At 30.0% G+C, this 18,596-nt stretch carries 19 protein-coding genes; 4 read left to right on the forward strand and 15 right to left on the reverse strand.

What is annotated here, in order from left to right; translation table 11 throughout:
* Positions 1–16 precede the first annotated feature (16 nt).
* The 3 genes from ABWO04_RS00470 (at position 17) to ABWO04_RS00480 (ending at position 3,593) form a co-directional block, all read left to right on the forward strand.
* Positions 17–385 carry a four helix bundle protein gene (locus tag ABWO04_RS00470; protein WP_291242441.1) on the forward strand — a complete coding sequence of 123 codons (369 nt, stop codon included), beginning with the start codon at positions 17–19 and terminating at the stop codon, positions 383–385.
* Positions 386–450: 65 nt separating this feature from the next.
* The gene (locus ABWO04_RS00475; protein WP_353076498.1) at positions 451–2,478 is read left to right on the forward strand and encodes a hypothetical protein; all 2,028 of its coding nucleotides are present in this window, start codon (positions 451–453) and stop codon (positions 2,476–2,478) included.
* 17 nt (positions 2,479–2,495) lie between these two features.
* The gene (locus ABWO04_RS00480) at positions 2,496–3,593 is read left to right on the forward strand and encodes a VIT1/CCC1 transporter family protein (protein WP_353076499.1); all 1,098 of its coding nucleotides are present in this window, start codon (positions 2,496–2,498) and stop codon (positions 3,591–3,593) included.
* Positions 3,594–3,611: 18 nt separating this feature from the next.
* Here the strand turns inward: ABWO04_RS00480 and ABWO04_RS00485 are convergent, their stop codons facing one another.
* Positions 3,612–5,708 (reverse strand): LTA synthase family protein, encoded by a 2,097-nt coding sequence (locus ABWO04_RS00485; RefSeq protein ID WP_353076500.1) that lies wholly within the window; start codon positions 5,706–5,708, stop codon positions 3,612–3,614.
* A 78-nt stretch (positions 5,709–5,786) separates the two neighbouring features.
* On the opposite strand from ABWO04_RS00485, the gene ABWO04_RS00490 reads away from it, so the two are divergent.
* Positions 5,787–6,284 (forward strand): hypothetical protein, encoded by a 498-nt coding sequence (locus tag ABWO04_RS00490; RefSeq protein WP_353076501.1) that lies wholly within the window; start codon positions 5,787–5,789, stop codon positions 6,282–6,284.
* Positions 6,285–6,542: 258 nt separating this feature from the next.
* Here the strand turns inward: ABWO04_RS00490 and ABWO04_RS00495 are convergent, their stop codons facing one another.
* The 14 genes from ABWO04_RS00495 to ABWO04_RS00560 form a co-directional block, all read right to left on the reverse strand.
* Positions 6,543–8,801 (reverse strand): multicopper oxidase domain-containing protein, encoded by a 2,259-nt coding sequence (locus ABWO04_RS00495; RefSeq protein WP_353076502.1) that lies wholly within the window; start codon positions 8,799–8,801, stop codon positions 6,543–6,545.
* A 16-nt stretch (positions 8,802–8,817) separates the two neighbouring features.
* A complete protein-coding gene (locus tag ABWO04_RS00500; protein ID WP_353076503.1) occupies positions 8,818–9,531 on the reverse strand; it encodes a heavy-metal-associated domain-containing protein in 714 nt (237 codons plus the stop codon).
* Between the two features lie 93 nt (positions 9,532–9,624).
* Entirely contained in the window at positions 9,625–10,185 is a 561-nt protein-coding gene (locus tag ABWO04_RS00505; protein ID WP_353076504.1) for a helix-turn-helix domain-containing protein, read from the reverse strand.
* A gap of 3 nt (positions 10,186–10,188) precedes the next feature.
* Entirely contained in the window at positions 10,189–10,917 is a 729-nt protein-coding gene (locus ABWO04_RS00510) for a DUF3347 domain-containing protein (RefSeq protein WP_353076505.1), read from the reverse strand.
* 15 nt (positions 10,918–10,932) lie between these two features.
* On the reverse strand, positions 10,933–11,748 hold the full coding sequence (locus ABWO04_RS00515) for a hypothetical protein (RefSeq protein ID WP_353076506.1): 816 nt from the start codon (positions 11,746–11,748) through the stop codon (positions 10,933–10,935).
* Positions 11,748–12,245, reverse strand: a complete 498-nt coding sequence (locus ABWO04_RS00520; protein WP_353076507.1) for a heavy-metal-associated domain-containing protein — start codon at positions 12,243–12,245, stop codon at positions 11,748–11,750. The genes ABWO04_RS00515 and ABWO04_RS00520 overlap by 1 nt, the downstream gene beginning before the upstream one ends.
* A gap of 1 nt (position 12,246) precedes the next feature.
* Positions 12,247–12,711: a TlpA family protein disulfide reductase gene (locus tag ABWO04_RS00525; RefSeq protein ID WP_353076508.1), complete on the reverse strand. Its 465-nt coding sequence runs from the start codon at positions 12,709–12,711 to the stop codon at positions 12,247–12,249.
* A gap of 6 nt (positions 12,712–12,717) precedes the next feature.
* A complete protein-coding gene (locus ABWO04_RS00530) occupies positions 12,718–13,590 on the reverse strand; it encodes a DUF3347 domain-containing protein (protein WP_353076509.1) in 873 nt (290 codons plus the stop codon).
* 192 nt (positions 13,591–13,782) lie between these two features.
* Positions 13,783–14,160 (reverse strand): hypothetical protein, encoded by a 378-nt coding sequence (locus ABWO04_RS00535; protein ID WP_353076510.1) that lies wholly within the window; start codon positions 14,158–14,160, stop codon positions 13,783–13,785.
* 59 nt (positions 14,161–14,219) lie between these two features.
* Entirely contained in the window at positions 14,220–16,211 is a 1,992-nt protein-coding gene (locus tag ABWO04_RS00540) for a heavy metal translocating P-type ATPase (RefSeq protein ID WP_353076511.1), read from the reverse strand.
* A 10-nt stretch (positions 16,212–16,221) separates the two neighbouring features.
* Complete coding sequence (locus tag ABWO04_RS00545; RefSeq protein ID WP_396164658.1) at positions 16,222–16,569, reverse strand: DUF3703 domain-containing protein; 348 nt, start codon at positions 16,567–16,569, stop codon at positions 16,222–16,224.
* A 20-nt stretch (positions 16,570–16,589) separates the two neighbouring features.
* Positions 16,590–16,946 (reverse strand): heavy-metal-associated domain-containing protein, encoded by a 357-nt coding sequence (locus tag ABWO04_RS00550; RefSeq protein ID WP_353076513.1) that lies wholly within the window; start codon positions 16,944–16,946, stop codon positions 16,590–16,592.
* Positions 16,947–16,961: 15 nt separating this feature from the next.
* Entirely contained in the window at positions 16,962–17,279 is a 318-nt protein-coding gene (locus ABWO04_RS00555; RefSeq protein WP_353076514.1) for a heavy metal-binding domain-containing protein, read from the reverse strand.
* Between the two features lie 26 nt (positions 17,280–17,305).
* Positions 17,306–18,595 (reverse strand): efflux RND transporter periplasmic adaptor subunit, encoded by a 1,290-nt coding sequence (locus ABWO04_RS00560; protein WP_353076515.1) that lies wholly within the window; start codon positions 18,593–18,595, stop codon positions 17,306–17,308.
* Position 18,596: the final 1 nt, after the last annotated feature.

Here is an 18,596-nt window from a genome sequence, read left to right on the forward strand (position 1 = left end):
ATTTAATAGTATTTCAATGAGAATATTTAGTTTTGAAAAGTTGATTGCTTGGCAAAAAAGCAGAGAATTAGCAATGTTGATATTTACAACAACTAAAAAATTCCCAAAAGACGAATTATTTGGATTAACTAGTCAAATGAGAAGATGTTCTGTTTCTATTGCATCAAACCTAGCTGAAGGTTCAGGAAGAAATTCTATGAAAGATAAAGCTAGATTTTCCGAAATTGCTTACAGTTCTTCATTAGAATTATTAAATCAAGTTATTTTATGTCGCGATTTTGAATATGTAGATGAAAATCAATCCATTTTAATAAGAGAAAAAATAATTGAAGTAAATATGCTAATTGATGGTTTGTATAAGTCGCAAATTTCTAATATAAAATAACATTAACTTAATCCATAACCATAAAGACTTTTAAACTTTTAACCATATAAACATTTAAACTCAAAATGACGTCAAGCACCATCCTTTTAATATTACTTTCGGTTATTATTTCTGGAGTTGTTGCTTTTTATCAATATATATTTAAAGCCAATATCCAAAAGAAAACAAATTGGATATTGGCTTTTTTGCGTTTTATTTCGGTTTTCGCGTTATTATTATTGCTAATTAATCCAATAATAGCCAGAAAATCAATAGAAACAAATAAAATTCCTTTAGCTATTGTAGCAGATAATTCGCGTTCAATAAATGAATTAAAAGCTGTTGATGTTGAAAAAGAATGGGTTGAAAAATTGACTTCAAATGCAGCTTTAAAGGAAAAATTTGACATTCAAACGTATACTTTTGATGCTGCTTTTTTTGCTGAAAAACCATTGGATTTCAAGGGAAATCAATCGAATATTGATGATGTAGCTATTAATTTGAAGCAATTGCATAAAAACACGTTTTATCCAGTTGTTTTATTAACCGATGGAAATCAAACTATTGGAAATGATTATGTGTATAGTTTTCAAGAATCAACTACAGTTTTTCCTGTTGTTTTAGGTGATACGACTACCACATTCGATTTAAAAATCAATCAGCTTAACGCGAATAAATACGCCTTTTTAAAGAATAAATTTCCGGTTGAAGTATTTTTGCAATACAATGGAAATAAATCTGTTTCAACTACTTTTTCTATTGAAAAAAACGGAAAAAAAGTTACCAGTCAAACTGTAAATTTCGATAAGAAAAACAAAGTGCAATCGGTTCAAATTTTATTAGAAGCGGATAGAGTAGGACTGCAAAAATACAAAGCGGTACTTTCTTCATCTGTAAAAGAAAAAAACAATTATAACAATACTAAAAACTTTGCAGTAGAAGTATTAGATCAGAAAAAAGAAATTGCAATTGTATCCGATATTTCTCATCCAGATATAGGTGCAATAAAACGGGCTATTGAATCTAATGCACAGCGTAAAGTAACTATTGTTAAACCAAATGAAATTTCTGATTTAAAAAAATATAACGTATTGATTTTGTATCAGCCAACTGCTTCTTTTAAGAAACTATTTGAAGCTAACAAAAACGTAAACATTAATACTTTTATTGTTACAGGAATGGCGACTGATTTTAACTTATTAAATCAAATGCAATCCGATTTAGTGTTTAAATTAACCAATAAAAAAGAAGATTTTACAGCTTCAATTGTATCCGATTTTAATCTTTTCGCACAATCTGATATACAGTTTTCGCAATTTCCACCATTAGAAAATCCTTTTGGTAAAATTACAGAGAAAGGAAATGTAAACACCTTATTGAAAGGAAAGGTAAATGGTATTGAAGTTGGAAATCCTATTTTAACTTTTTCTGAAAAAGGCAGTAATAGAAATGCCTATTTATTAGGTGAAAACTCTTGGAAATGGCGTATGGAGAGTTTTATATTAAATCAATCTTACGAAAAATACGACCTGTTTATTGACAAGATTATTCAGTATTTATCTACTAATTCCGCTAAGAAATCACTTTTGGTTGAACACGAAAGTTTTTATAATTCTGGAGAAACAATAGAGATATTCGCACAGTATTTTAATAAAAGTTATGAATTAGAAGAAAATGCAAATTTGTCTATTACTTTAATAAACAAAGCTACTAAGGCCATAAAAAACTACAATTTCTCAAAAGCAAATAATGGGTATCAAGCCCTTTTTGATGGTTTAGAACCAGGAAATTATACGTTTCAAGTAAAAGAAAACACGAGTAACGCAAGTTATAATGGTGCTTTTGAGGTTTTAGATTTTGATGTAGAAAAACAATTTGTAAATCCAGATGTTGCCAAATTACAACAATTGGCTAACCAGAATAATGGAACACTTATTTTTCCAAATCAAATGGAAGCGTTAATTCAGAAGCTATTGCAAAAAAACACCTATTTGCCAGTAGAAAAAACTATAATTAAAAATTCACCTTTAATTGATTTCTTGTGGTTACTAATTATTATTGTTGTATCTTTAAGTACCGAATGGTTCATTAGAAAATACAACGGATTATTATAAACTTAAAACTTCAAAAGATGATTAGTTTAAAAAGTATACAAATAGAAATTGATGCCAGTTATTTGTATAAAATACTTGCTGAACACGAAGAAGAGGAAGCGGTTGCAGAAGTTTTTAAACAAATGAGTGAAATTGAGCACAGTCACGCTGTAGCTTTTATTCAGAAAAATAATTTAACGGAATCCGATTTGCCCTCGCCTTCATTTAGAGCCAAAACATTACATAAAATTGGAGCTATTTTTGGTTACGATTATGTTTTAGGTGTTTTATTAGATACTGAAAAAAGCATATCAAATTCAGTTATAGGTGCAAGAAAAAAATACAGTTCGGCACAATCTATCTCCGATACGGCTCACGTTACAATATTAAAAAACATATTAAATACGAGTACTAAAGTTTCTGGTTCCAATTTAGCTCGTTTTGAAAAAAGACATCGTTCTGTAGGAGGTAATGCCTTAAGAGCTGCTGTTTTGGGAGGAAATGACGGTTTGGTTTCCAATTTTAGTTTAGTAATGGGAATTGCAGGTGCTACAAGCGGACAAAGTGAAGTATTACTTGCAGGAATGGCTGGTTTGTTAGCAGGCGCATTATCTATGGCATTAGGCGAATGGATTTCGGTTAAAAGTTCTCAAGAATTGTATGAAAACCAAATGCAATTAGAAATGGACGAATTAGAAGCTAACCCTGAAGGCGAGCGAAAAGAAATAGCCTTAATTTATATGTCTAAAGGCATACCGCAAGACCAAGCCAATCAAATGGCAACTGATATTATTTCCAATAAAGAATTGGTACATCAATTTTTAATTAAAGAAGAATTAGGCATAAATAAAGAAGATTTAAAAGGCTCGGCTATGGAAGCGGCTATAACTTCATTTGTGCTTTTTGGCATTGGTGCGATAATTCCAGTACTTCCTTTTTTCTTTTACGGAGGAATGAAAGCAGTAGTTATTAGTACTGCTTTAAGTGCTGTTGGTTTATTTTTAATAGGTGCTATAATTACCTTGTTTACAGGTAAAAGTGTATGGTATTCGGGTTTTAGACAAGTGCTATTTGGCTTGTTAGCTGCTGCTATTACTTTCGGTATAGGAAAACTAATTGGTGTATCGGTTGGATAAATTATATTAGATTTTTACCTATTTAATTTTCTCATATTTTTTTGTTTTTAGAATATGAGAAGCGGTTTGATAGATAGCAATGGTTTCTTTTTTTAATTTCACATCTATTTTTGTTTTCGGTTTTTCTTCGAAGATGATACTGTATTCATTGCCTAATGCTTCGTTTTTTTGTTGAATTAAATCGAACTGTTTTGTTTTTTTAATAGGTGATATTATCGTTAAAACATCATTTTTTATATATCCTAAATCTTGATAGGTTGCAATGAAAGCTCTTGGTATATAATTTGTTTTTAAAACATCTTTTCCAAAAAATTTAGATTGGTATTTAAAGTTCAAAATACCTAAAACGGTTGGCATTACATCAATTTGCGAAACTAATTTATCAATCTTTTGTGGTTGAATAAATCCAGGGGCATAAATAAAGGCAGGAATTCTATATTTATCCATTGGTAATTCCGTTTTTCCAGAACTTGAGGCGCAATGATCGGCTACTATAACAAATACTGTGTTTTTAAACCAGGCTTGTTTTTTTGCCATTTCAAAAAATTGTTTCAAAGCATAATCGGTATACATTACACCACCTTCTCTTGATTTTGCAGTACCTGAAATGCTAATTTTTCCTTCTGGATAAGTAAAAGGTCGGTGATTACTTACAGTCATCCAATGATTGAAGAACGGTTTACCTGTTTTAGCTTCTTCATTCATAACTTGAATGGCTTTTTTAGCCATATCTTCATCGCAAACACCCCAAATATTTGAAAACGAAATTTCGTTTGGTTTTAAGCTGGATTTGTCTACTATATCATATCCGTTTCCTCCAAAAAAGTCTTGCATATTATCAAAATACGCATCACCACCATATAAAAATTTTGTAGTATATCCTTTTGATTGAAATACACTTCCTGTTGTAAATTTATTTTTATTATCTATTCGTTTTACAACACTTTCTCCTGGAGTTGGAGGTAAGCATAAGGTAACCGCTTCTAATCCTCTAACGGTTCTGTTTCCAGTGGCGTACAAATTCGTAAAAAATAAACTTTCATCTGCTAATTGGTCTAAAAATGGCGTAATAGCATTTGTATTGCCGTAATGTTTCATAAACTCAGCACTCATACTTTCAACAGTAATTAAAACAACATTTTTCTTAGTTTCCGTTCCTTCAGAAGTAATGGTATTCGTATTGTTGTTGTAATTTACATTGACTATTGTTTCAAATTGCGCCAATTCATTTTCTGGTAGTATTTCGTAAAATTCAAAATAATCTAATTCACTATTGGTAAATGCTTTATAGAATTTTTGAAGCCCATTACTTTGTAATTCATTTGCAAATACATTCGAACTATTTTGTTGAGAAGTAATAATAGGAAGAATAAGGAAAGCACTAACAAGCAATAGTAATTGCACTCCAATAATTTTTAGTTTATTTGAAAAATTAGGTAAATCCTCTAAAAACGATTTTGATTTTTTTATTATTATATAAGAAGCTGCAAACGATAAAATTCCTACCGATGCAAAAAGCGGCACAACAGGATAAGATTCCATTATGTTTCCAATAACCGCATTGGTGTACACTAAATAATCTACAGCTATGAAGTTATATCTTACACCAAATTCATTCCAAAAGAAAAATTCGCTAACTGCATTTTGTATAATTAATAAAACAAACAAGAAAATGGTTAAAGAATATAAAGCCAAACGAATTTGTTTTCTATATTTTTCAGTAAACAATAAGGCTGCAAAAAATATAGTTTTTAAACTAACAAAAGCAATTCCTATTTCTGGCAAAACACCACCATATTCACTTAAAATACTTTTTCCAGAAAGAATGTAAATTAGTAACACTACAAATACACCTAAAATAATATATCCGTAAGGTTTCTTAAATTTAGAATTGGATAAAAATAGCAAATACAACCATAAAATAGCACCTACAAATACGAAAATAAACAAATCGGATAGAAGTCCAAATCCAAATATTTTTAAGATTTCTAAACCAGAAAATTTACTTTGTGTGATAGGATGAAATAGTAAAATTATTCGGGTTAAAAAGCTTACAATCAAATAAAAAATCGCTATATTTGTGTATACTAAATGATGTTTTAGAATGCTTTTCATGGGTTTAAAATTTTAGTCAAATATACAATAAATTAACTTTAAGTTAGGTTTAAAATAACAATTAAAAACAACAACATTATGAACGATGCACATGTACACATGGTGGTAAACCACTTTCCAATTATTGGAACCATTTTTGGATTAGGAATTTTAATTACAGGGATTGTAATGAAAAACAACGTTGTAAAAAATGTAGCGTATGTACTTTTTTGTATTTCGGCTATTTTTGGATTTGCAAGTATGTTTACTGGCGAAGGTGCCGAAGAAATTGCTGAAAATCTACCTTCTGTAACGGATCAAATTATTCATGAACATGAAGAAATGGCTGAGAAATTGGCTTTAGTATTGTATGTTTTAGCGGGAATTTCTTTAGTAGGATTGTATTTAAATTTTAAAAAGCACACTAAAGCAAATTTAGTTTCTTATTTTGCTTTTGTTATCGCTTTAGTAGCTGTGTTCTTAGGAAAACAAACGGGTACAACTGGCGGAGAAGTTCGTCATACAGAGATTAGAGCGAACACAACCGTTGGTTCTAATTCAGAAACGAATACGATAGAAGAAACGCACGAGGATTAATAAAAACGTTATTTATAATCGTAAAGCCAATTTAGAAGTCATTTTGAATTGGTTTTTTTTATGTTACTTTCCGATACAGAAATATTAAACTATTTATTTTAAAGACCGTTTTTGATTTGAGGTACAAATGAGGTACAAATGAATGAAAATTTAATTTTATAATTCCTTTAAAGAAAAGACATATACAAACAACAATTGATTTTTTTTTATTTCATTGCAATGGTTGTTTAGATGTTAACTTAGAAGTATATATAGTTCTTAATAATTCAAATTCAATCCTAAACCAGCTCCCATATCGCTATCATAATGTACACGGGCACTAAAATTTCTTGTAAAAATGTATTTTACATCAGCCATGTATTCAAAGTCTGAATTCCACATAGCACCCATTCGCACCCTTTTAGAAACAGGAATGTCTTTTCGCTCAAATTGTAATCTGAAATTACCGTCATTAAATACTTCTGCTTGTGCTTTAATAAGCATGGGCAAAGTATATTCAAGACCTGCACTGAAAACACCTCGTTTGTCTTTTGTATCTTCTTGACCAAAAAGATTTCTTTCGTGTTCGTCTATCCCCATTTTTCTATAACGCCAATCAAAACCAATAAATGGCATTATCCATTGCATTTTTCCTACATATCTTCCAATATGGGTTTCAACTTCATAACCGTGATGCTCTTGGTAACCTAAACGCCATTCTGTTCCAATATTCCAACGTGTGTTTCCTAACATTGCTTCACCATCATTTCCATTTGTAGCAAAATCATTTTCTGCCATAAAATGAAATTTTCTATCATCGGCAAATAGTTTTCTTTGCGCTAACTTATGATTAGGAATTAGAGGATTTGGAGCTTGGTTTTCATAAGTAAAAATCCTTCCCATTCCTGCCATCATATGATAAAGAATGTGACAATGAAAAAACCAATCGCCTTCTACATTCGCATTGAACTCAATTACATTGGTTTCCATTGGCATTAAATCCATTATGTTTTTTAAAGGTGCATAATCTCCCTGACCATTAATAATTCTGAAATCGTGACCGTGCAAGTGCATTGGGTGACGCATCATTGAACCATTATAAAGTGTAATTCTTACATTTTCGCCTTTCTTTATCAGTATTTTATCAATTTCAGAAACAACCTTATTATCTAAACTCCAAACATAACGGTTCATATTTCCAGTTAATTCAAAACGTAATTCTTTAACTGGTGCATTTTTTGGTAAAGTTGTTTTATCTGTGGCTTTTAACATTGCATAATTAAGCGTTGTGATATTAGATAACGCATTTGCATTGTATTGATTTTGATTGGAATTATTATCTTCCATTTTCATAGTATGCTTGTTTTCTGTTTTTGAAACACCAGTTATTTCTGGATACATCACTACATTCATATCCATTTGGTTCAATGACATTTGCATTCCCATATCGTCCAAATCTCCATTCATTTTCATCATACCGTTCATCATTTTCATACCTTCAAAATATTTCAATTTAGGTAAAGGAGAAATCAATTGTTTGATACCATTTCCTAAATATAATGATGCCGATTTTGTTCTATCTTCAGGGGTAGCTAAAAACTCATAGGAAGTATTATCTGCTGGAATTGTAAATATAATATCATAAGTTTCAGATACCGCAATTAACAATCTATCAACTTCAACTGGTGCAACATCGTTTCCATCACTGGCAACTACAGTAATTTTACCGCCTGCATAGGTTAACCAAAAATAAGATGATGCACCACCATTAGCAATACGAAGTCTAACTTTATCACCACCTTTGAATTGCGATAATTGACTTTCATTTTTACCATTTATAAGAAACTTTTCATAATATACATCACTTACATCCATAGCATTCATACGTTTCCATTCATTTGCAACCTTTGTTTTGAAATGACCTTGCTTTATGGCTTCCGTATAGCTTTGTGTTGTTCCTTTTTTAATAGCAAACCAATCGGTAGCATTATGCAACATTCTATGAACATTTTCGGGCTTTAAATCAGTCCATTCGCTTAAAATTATTGGAACAGTAGGTAAATCATCTATTCCTTTTCGGAATGTTTTATCATTTTGCTTTTTGTTCATAATAAACATTCCATACATTCCGATTTGCTCCTGTAAGCCTGAATGACTGTGATACCAATGCGTTCCATTTTGTATGATTGGAAAAGTGTATTTATGAGTAGTACCAGGTTTGATTGGCATTTGTGTTAAATTAGGTACACCATCTTCTTTATTAGGTAAAAATAGTCCGTGCCAATGCAAAGAAGTTTCTTCTTTCAATTCGTTATGTACATAAATTTCGGCAATATCACCTTCAGTAAATGTAAGTGTTGGCATAGGAATTTGACCATTAACTGCAATAGCTCTTTTTTCTTTTCCAGAATAATTTACAATTGTATCACGCACGTATAAATCATATCGTACAATATTTTGAGAAAACAAAGCTTGAGTAGTCAAAAGTAATACTACTATTTGCAACAGTTTTTTTGAAAGAATGTTTTGTATATCCATTTTAATAGTTTCATTTTTAAATTAGGTGGATTATCATTAATCCGCTCATTATAATCATTAAAGCATTTTCAATGATTGTTACGGTACTCATTGGTAAATTGAATATTACTCCTAAACATGCGCATTGAATTTTCTTTTTATTTAGTACAGATTGTAATACTCCAATTATACTAACGCTCATTACTAAAAATGTACCGCTATTTGTTATCAAGGGATTAAAACCAGTAAGAAAAGCTAAACCGAGTATTAACTCTGTAAAAGCATAAATGTATGCCCAAATTGGAATTTTCCTTGCTACTACATCGTACATGACATAACTCTCTGCAAACCCTTTTAAATTAAGCAATTTGAAAAAAGAAAACACTAAAAAGAAACCTGCCATAAAATGTTGCATTGCTTCCCTTAAATTGAAGTCTACATTTTTTTGTTGTATTAGAATTGTTATCAAACTAATGTAGAAAAAAATCAATAAAATTGGTTTATAGATTTCTAACCACGATTTAGCCTGTTCTTCAATTTCACTATGATTTACAGCAGAAATTTGACATTTATTGTCTAATGCTTTTTGAAAATCTGATAATACAATATGCTTATCCATTGTAATTGTTGCTGAATTAGTATCTTTTGAAACTTCAACACTTGTTACATTTTCAATTGTAAGCAAAGCTGATTTTACTTTAGCTTCGCAACTACTACAAGTCATTCCTGTTATTTGATATTGGTGTGTCATAATCTTGAATTTTAATTGTTAAAAATTATAATACAAAGTTCTGAAATTACGAGTTCATCAATGTTGTGAAATTTTGGGTAAGAATTGTAATATTTATAAATCTTCTATTTGTTTTCTCTTTTTGTCTTTTAGTTGTTTGTAATGTGATGGCGAAAAACCAGTTGTTTTTTTAAACTGATTACTCAAATATGCCACACTGCTATAATTAAGTTGAAAAGCAATTTCGCTTAATGTTAATTCATCATAGACCAATAACTCTTTTACTTTTTCAATTTTTTGACTAATAAAGTATTTTTCAATAGTAACATCTTCCACTTCTGAAAACAAATTACTAAGTGAAGAATAATCTTGTGATAACTGATTTGATAGATATTCCGAAAGATTAGTTGAGAGTTCATTGTTTTTCTGATGTACCAAATCAATAATTAAAGTTTTAATTTTTTCAATTATTTTACTTTTTTTATCATCAATCAATTCAAAACCAAAATTTTCTAAAGCTATTTTAATTTGATTTTTCTGCTTTGCATCAATGTTGGCTTCAAGTTCAACTTCTCCTAAATCAATTACATTAGCATTAAAACCTAACTTTTCAATTTCAGTTTTAACTACCCACCTACATCGGTCACAAACCATATTTTTTACATAAAGCTTCATTAATTAATAGGTTGCTTTAATTGTACCACAATTTAACATTTCAGAACCATAATATGGATTTCTTATTTCTTTTATTTCACTAATCCAAATACCGCCTTTACCGTCATTATACATTGGACAATAATCTTGATATAATTTTTGCTTAGCTCCAAACATTTTAATCAAATCATTCATATTTTTACTAAGCATAGCAAAACGTTCTCTTTGATGTTCAATTTTGCCAGTATTGTTTTTTATATGTTCTGTATTTTGTTTGGCTTCAGTAACAATTTTTAAATAGTCCTTTTTTTGATTTGATGTTAAATCATTAGTGCCAGTTGTATTTAAAGTTTTGAATAAAATTTTTCCTGCATTTGCGGCACCATTAGAATCATCCTTCGTCAATGAATTTTTAATTTTCAAATAGTTTGTAACTATTTCGCTTATTGAAAACGTAGTTGTAACTGTTTTTGTTTCAACAACATTTTTTTTAGTTTCATTGCTTGGTAATTTTGTACTATCCTTATCAACATGAGTTCCGTCATTGTGGTTCTCAGATTGAGCAACAGGTTCAGTTAATTCCATTCCACATTTTGAACAATCTTCTCCTTTTTTCCCAGTGACTTCTGGGTGTATTGAACAAGCAAATATCTCATTTGAATTTAAAGAAGTTTTGTTTTCCGTTTCTTTAGTTTTATGATTGCAAGAAACTAAAGTGATTGCTAAAATAGCAGTTAAAAAAAGTGTTTTCATATGTATATTTTTAAATTATTTTTTACTCTTTAAGTCGAAAAAAGTATAGTATAGGTTGAAATAAAAGCCATTTGGAGCAGAACGAATCATAGAACTTACTAACTCTTGACGGTATGCAAAATCCAAACGTGCTTGACTATTAAAAATGAATTGTACTGCTGGCATTACATCCAAATATGATTTACCATTTTCATTAATAGTTTGTCCAACAAATTCAACCATTAAATTAATATTTGTTTGCTTATAATTGGTGTACTTTTTTGGGTACATCAATTTACCAAAAGAAAGTGTATAATTAGTTGCATTATCACCAATATTATCCGGAAATGGATAACTTGGTTTGTTATCTAAAGCTTTCTCAAAACTTATTGAAGAACTTATTGCAACTTTTTTAATCAATTTTGTAGCTATTAATCCTGTTTCAAAACCTGAATTGTGTCCTAAAATTTCAATCTGTTCTTGATGAATGTCGGCATTATTGAAACTATATCTACCATAAGCTGCTAATCGGAAATGACTATTTAAATCATCTGTAGAATAAAAACGATATTTCGTATAAAAACTACCACCTTCAGTAACTAATTGGCTATTTCTATTACTCACAAAAGCAGAAGCACGAAACATTATATTTTTATTTAATCCATATGATACTTCGGGCATAAAATGATAATTATAACCTGATTTCATTTCCTCTTTAAAAAGTGACTGCATTACATTAACTCCAAGTGAATTTGCGGGAACATTGCTTGCAGGGTCGGTAATTACAAATAATTCTTGACTATAAATATTTTGGCAATATATCGCAATGAAAAACAAAAAAACTTTTCTCATTAGTTTAAAATTTTAATATGAAAATCATCTTCGCTATTTGCAACATAAGTTGCAATACCTTTATATGATTTAGATAATTTTTTAAACTCTTTTTCTGTAACATACCCTTTGTCAACTATCTGAAATTGAACTTCCGTAGCGTTATTTTTTTTCTCATTAACTAAAATGTAAGGACTTTTACTAATAGTTTCAGATTTTGCAGTTATTATTAATGAGCCAATGAAAAAACCTGCTTTTTCTACTTTTTCTTTAAATGTTTTTGGACTTAATTCATTTCCTTCTTTAAGTGTTACAGTGAATGTATTTGTATTTAAATCTGTTTCAACATTTGTTACTTCAGGTAATGCTTTTAGTTGTTTGTTAATCGCATTTGAACACATTGAACATGTTAAACCAGTTGCTCTAATTTCAGCTTTTACAATTTGTGCGTTACTTTTTATCGAAAACATCAAAATCATTGATGCAACCATTATATAAACTTTATTTATTTTTTTCATTTTACTTTTCTATTAATTTTATTATTTCCTCTTCTGTTGGATTTTTTGCAATTAGAATACCTTCTTGATTAAACAAGTATTTTGAAGGCAATTCATCAACACCAAATTGTACAGCTGTTTCAGCATCAAAACCTTTGGAATCTATCAATTGAGTAAATTTAATTTTATCTTTTTCAACAGCTTTAAGCCATTTATTTACATCTGTATCAATTGAAATTCCTATAATTTCAATTTTATCTGAACTCACTTCATTATATAACTTGACTAATTTTTTATTACCCAAACGGCATGGTGCACACCAAGATGCCCAAAAATCAATAAGTATATGTTTTCCTTTAAAAGATGTAATATTTATATCTTTATTACTACTGCTTTTCAATGTAATTGACGGTATTGAATCGCCAACATTAATTTGTGCAGTAGCCATATTAGCAATTAAAAAAAACGCAAAAACTATTCTTCTCATTTTAGATTATTTAATAGTTTCAACTGTTTTTCCACAACTTAACATCATTGAACCATAGTAAGGATTTTTTATTGTATTTTCTTTACTTAACCAATTTGCACCTTTACCATCATTATACATTGGACAGAATTGAAAGTAAACTGGTACATCATATTTTGCAACTTTTAACAATGCATAAATATCTTTTGATAATGTTGTAAAATGTTCACGTTGATGCTTAATGTCTTTTGTATCTGCAATGTGTTCAGAATCTTCTTTAATTTGATTTAAAACTTTCATCCAAACAACGTGTACATCCATTTCTAATTTTTCCATTATAACATTGCTGATTGCTGTAAATAGCTCCTTTGAAGCAATTGAAGTAGCATTACCATCTGAAGAAATCATAGCATCTTTTACAACAAAATAATTATCAAAAACAGCTTTAAGTTGGTTTACTTCTTGAACTTCTGTTTTTGGTGTTTTTGTATGGTTACCGTGATTATTATGATTTTCAGTAGTTACATCAGTTTTAGTTTCTTCTTTAACAGGAACTTTTGCTACTCTGTCATACTGACAACATCCGTGAAGATTATTATAAACATCATCAGGCGCAAGAAACTTATCACTATCATAACCAGCTAATGCAATTCTCTTTAGTATTTCGTCCTGATTAGTTTTAGTTGTATCATAAGTTAGAGTTGCCATTTGAGTTTCTTGATTCCAGTCAACTTTAGCAACTTTTTTAATAGTTCCTACTTTTTCAATATTGGTTTCGCACATTCCACAGTTACCATAGATTTTCACTGTTTCTGTTTTTGAATTTTTTATTTGTGCATTGATTGTAAATGATAGCAATACGAAAGTTGCAACCATTATATTTTTAAATGAATTTTTCATTTTAATAATGTATTAGTAATCAAAGTATTTCACTTTGATTGATTGATAAAAATAAATTTGAATAAATAGCAGTTTGGAAATAAAAGTTAATGCAATACAATAATTGTAAAGCAAAAATTATTCATTAAACTGTTTGAAAATTATAGCTTATAGCTAAGGATTTGACACAATAATGGCTGTCAAAAAATGAATTTAGCTTATTTTAGGTATTAGCCAAATTGAATGAAAACCATCTGAAATTGATGGAGTTGTGTATGAAAATTTAACTTTCTCTATTGAAGAATAACGAATAAAGTTAATTTTAAAAATAATTTCTGGTAAAAAACTTACTGAAGAAGAAGAACAAGTTGAAGAACAACCACATTTTGAATGACCACAATCACCTTTACATCCTTTATCTTCCTTGCTTTTAGAACTGTCGTTACCACAACAACACTTTTTCTCTGTCTCTGTAGATGAAACCTCTTTTTTACAAGTGTGTTTCAAATTATCACTACCACAAGCCATAGCAGTATCAGGCATAAAGAATATGCTTAAAAGAACTACTAATATGATGTGGTATTTTTTCATTTGAAAAATGATAATACAGCAAAGTTAATAAAAACTTATTATTTAATAATAAAATGATGTTAAAATTTCATTCTCTGTACTCTTACCGCATTTAAGATAGCTAATAACGCTACACCAACATCTGCAAAAACAGCTTCCCACATTGTAGCTAAACCACCTGCTCCAAGAATTAAAACTATTGCTTTAACACTAAATGCTAAAATAATATTTTGCCAGACTATTTTCTTGGTTTGTTTGCCAATATTTATAGCAATTGGGATTTTACTTGGTTTATCGTCTTGAATAACGACATCGGCAGTTTCTATTGTAGCATCGCTTCCTAAACCACCCATTGCAATACCTACGTTACTTAAAGCAACTACTGGCGCATCGTTTACACCATCACCAACAAATGCTACCGTTTCATTTTTAGCAATGATTTCTTTGACTTTGTTTACTTTATCTTCGGGAAGCAAATCTCCGAAAGCGTTTGTAATTCCGAGTTTTTGAGCTACAAATTGTACTACTGTATTTTTATCACCACTTAGCATTGTGGTTTTTATACCTAAGGCTTTTAGTTTGTCAATGGAGATTTGTGCATCTTCTTTGATGCTGTCTGCAATAGTTAAATAACCAACAAATTTTTTATCATATGCAACCGCAATTAAGGTATAAACTATACTTGAAGGGTCAATATCATAAGTAATAGAAAATTTATCCATTAATTTAAAATTACCCACTAATAATTCTTTTCCGTTTATGTTTGCTTTTAAACCGTGTCCTGAAATTTCTTCTACATCTTTAAGCTGAATTGTACTATCAATATTTCCAACAAATTGATGAATGGCAGTTGCCACTGGATGTGTACTTTGACTTTCTAAAGCATTAACCATTTGCAGTATTTCATCTTTATTAAAATCGGAATTAAAAACGACTTCTTGAACTTTAAAAACTCCTTCGGTCATTGTACCAGTTTTGTCCATTACCACATTTTGAATAGAAGCCATTACATCGAGAAAATTACTTCCTTTAAACAGAATTCCGTTTTTAGAAGCTGCTCCAATTCCGCCGAAATAACCTAACGGAATACTAATTACTAATGCACAAGGGCAAGAAATAACCAAGAAAATTAACGCACGATATAACCAATCATTAAACTGATAATTTTCTACAAAAAACATTGGTAAAACACATATTGCAATTGCCAAAGCAACTACAATTGGTGTATATATTTTTGCGAATTTTCTAATAAATAATTCTGTTGGTGCTTTTTTAGCTGTAGCATCTTGCACCATTTCGAGTATTTTTGACAGTTTACTATCGGTATAAGCGGTTGTAACTTTAACTTGACAAACAGAATTAAGGTTTATCATTCCTGCTAAAACAGTTTCGCCTTTTGCTTTCGTATCTGGTTTACTTTCGCCTGTAAGTGCTGCTGTATTAAATGAAGCTGTATCTGAAAGTAATTCGCCATCTAAACCTAATTTTTCACCTGCTTTGAGTTGAATAATATCTCCAATTTTTGCCTTTGATGCTTTGATTGTTTTAGCCACATTATTTTCTAAAATAGTAACTTCGTCTGGTCTTTGGTCGAGTAATGTTTTGATGTTTGCTTTTGCTCTTTGAACTGCCAATGTTTGAAATATTTCTCCAATAGCATAAAATAACATTACAGCTACACCTTCAGGAAATTCAGCTATTGCAAATGCTCCTATTGTTGCAATTGACATTAATAGAAATTCTGAAAATACATCACCTTTTCGAATGCTTTCAAACGCTTCTTTAACTACTGGAATTCCAACAGGAATATAAGCTACAATATACCAAACTATACGTACCCAACCAGTAAACCAAGATTGTGTAAAATAGTTGTCAAAACCAATAGCAACCATTAATAAAACGAAACTTATTATTGCTGGTAAAAACATTAGAAAGGTTGATTTCTCCTCTCTTGAATGGTCGTGGTTGTGTCCGTCATCATCGGAATGATGTTCCGTACTTTGATTTATTTTTTCTTCAAACGAGCAACAAATTTGTTTTCCATTTTTGTCATAAATGTGCTGATGTTCCATAATGTAATTGTTATGAATTAGAATTTAATATTTCTTTAATATCTTCGGGTATTTCAATCACCTTTAAAGGTGGCACATTTGCACCACCTGTATTACCTACTGGAATTTGACCAACAAATGATTTTACACCTCCTACCAATAATCGTGGTATTTGACCAATAATTTCTTTTGAACTTTTTATCTTAATGCCAAATTGTAACATTTTCCAATGTACAAATGTGTGTTCACACGGAAATTTTTGTGCAATAATATGCGCTCGTTCTAAATGATACCAAGCATTCTGCAAATTATCTTTTTCTAAATTATCCTTAAATGCTTCTAACTCTTTTTGATAAAAAGGAATTAGTTTATTTGGCATTTTAATATTGAATTCCATTACTATGCTTTACAACAACCGTCTAAACTTTCATAAGCTTCTGGGTCAGCTTTTACATCATCTGCATCATAACCTAACTTAGAAATACCTTCTTTAATGGCTTGCAAAGTAGTTTTCTTTGAATTGTAATAAATAGTAAAAGTCATTGCTTTATCGTCTAACTCATACATTTTAACCCCTTTAATTTTAAGCATTTCAGTTTTGAATTTTTGTCCACAAGTTTCACATTCTTTACAATGGTCGCAATGTAAAAATGTTTTTATTACTACTTTTTGAGTTGTTTTCTGTGCTGAAACAAAATTTGAAAAGAAAAATAATGATACAGCTAAGACTAATGATTTTAAAATTGAATTCTTCATGTTTTATTTATTAGATTAATGATTATGTCCGTCATGGTTCTCTTTTGAATGGTCGTGTCCTTCGTGATTTTCTTTTGAATGGTCGTGACCTTCGTGACTATCAGCTTTGGCTTCAATTAATTCCATTTTGCAAACAGGACAGTTTCCTTTTTTATCGTACGTTTTACCTTTTTCACAATCCATTGGACATTCATAAGCTAATTTGTGAGCTTCTCCTTCTTTGTGATTATGTCCTTCGTGTCCAGTTGTAGCTTCTGAGTTTTCTTTTTTGTTACAAGAAACTGTACTAAATGTTGCAATAGCAAAAGCTATTATTAAAATTGATTTCCTCATTTTTTATGTTTATTAAAGTTAAATTATTAATGTTCATGACCGCCGCCACCTTCACTTTTCAGTAAATGACTTTGAATGTAGTAAGCTCCTTTTAAGACAATTTTTGCGTTTGGTTCAATTTTTTGAAGCAATGTTACTTGAGTATATCCTAATTGTGAAGTTCCTGTTTTCACTTCAATACGTTGGAAGTGAAATGTTTTTCCTTCTGCTTCTTCGTGCTTGTCTCCATCTTCGTGATTATGTCCGTCTTTTTCATCGTGAGCTACTTCTTCTTTATGACCTTCTTCTAAAACAAAAACAAATTCTCTACCATCTGCTTTTATAATTGCTTCCGATGGTAAAGCTTTAACTGTATTTGCTCCTGCATCGATAAGTGCATTTACATACATTCCTGGTATTAATTTTTGTTGAAAGTTTGAAATATCAGCGTGTACGGCTACCGATTTTGTTTCATTTTCGAATGATTTACCCACACTAAATATTTTTCCATTAATTTCTTTATTACCTTGATTAGTTAGGATAAAACGAACATTTTGACCTTGTTTTACTTTGAATAAATCTTTTTCGTACACCAATAAATCTACGTGTAATTTAGAATTATCAACTATATTCATTAAGGGTTTACCTGCTTCTACATTACTACCAATTTTAATATAAATTTCTGTAATATTTCCTGAAATTGGAGCTATAACAGGAACAGTTGCAGTTGTGTTTCCGTTACCACTAATGTGCAAAGTGTTCAATTGCTTTTGTAATGAATTAAACCTTGCTCTTTCAATTTCATAATCTGATTTAGTTTTTTGAAAAACTTTTTTAGAATTTACTTCTTCATCACTTAATGTTTTTTGTCTTTCAAATTCTAATTTTAGAAACTCTAAATTACTTTTTGAAGTTAGATATGCTTCTTGAATTTTAGTAAATTCAGGACTTTCAATTGTAGCAATAGTTTGTCCTTTACTTACTCTTTGTCCTTCGATTACATTTATTGTTTTTACAATTCCTGTAGTAAAAACAGATACATCAGCTTGATTTTGTGGTGGCAACTTCGTATAGCCGTTAGCCTTAATTACTTCACTTAAATTTTTATCTGAAAAAGTACCTAATTCTATACTTGATGCATTAAACTGAGCTTCATTTAATTCAACTTCTTTAATTGCTGTTGGCTCTTTTTCTTCAGAGTGACTTTCTTCTGTATGAGCTTCACCATCTGTATGTACGTGTCCATCGCCTTCAGTATGACGCAAAGAAAAATATAAAATAATAGCAAGGATTATTGCTCCTACTATTGATGCATATATTATATTCGATTTTTTCATT

Source organism: Flavobacterium sp. (assembly GCF_040382755.1).
Lineage (GTDB): Bacteria > Bacteroidota > Bacteroidia > Flavobacteriales > Flavobacteriaceae > Flavobacterium.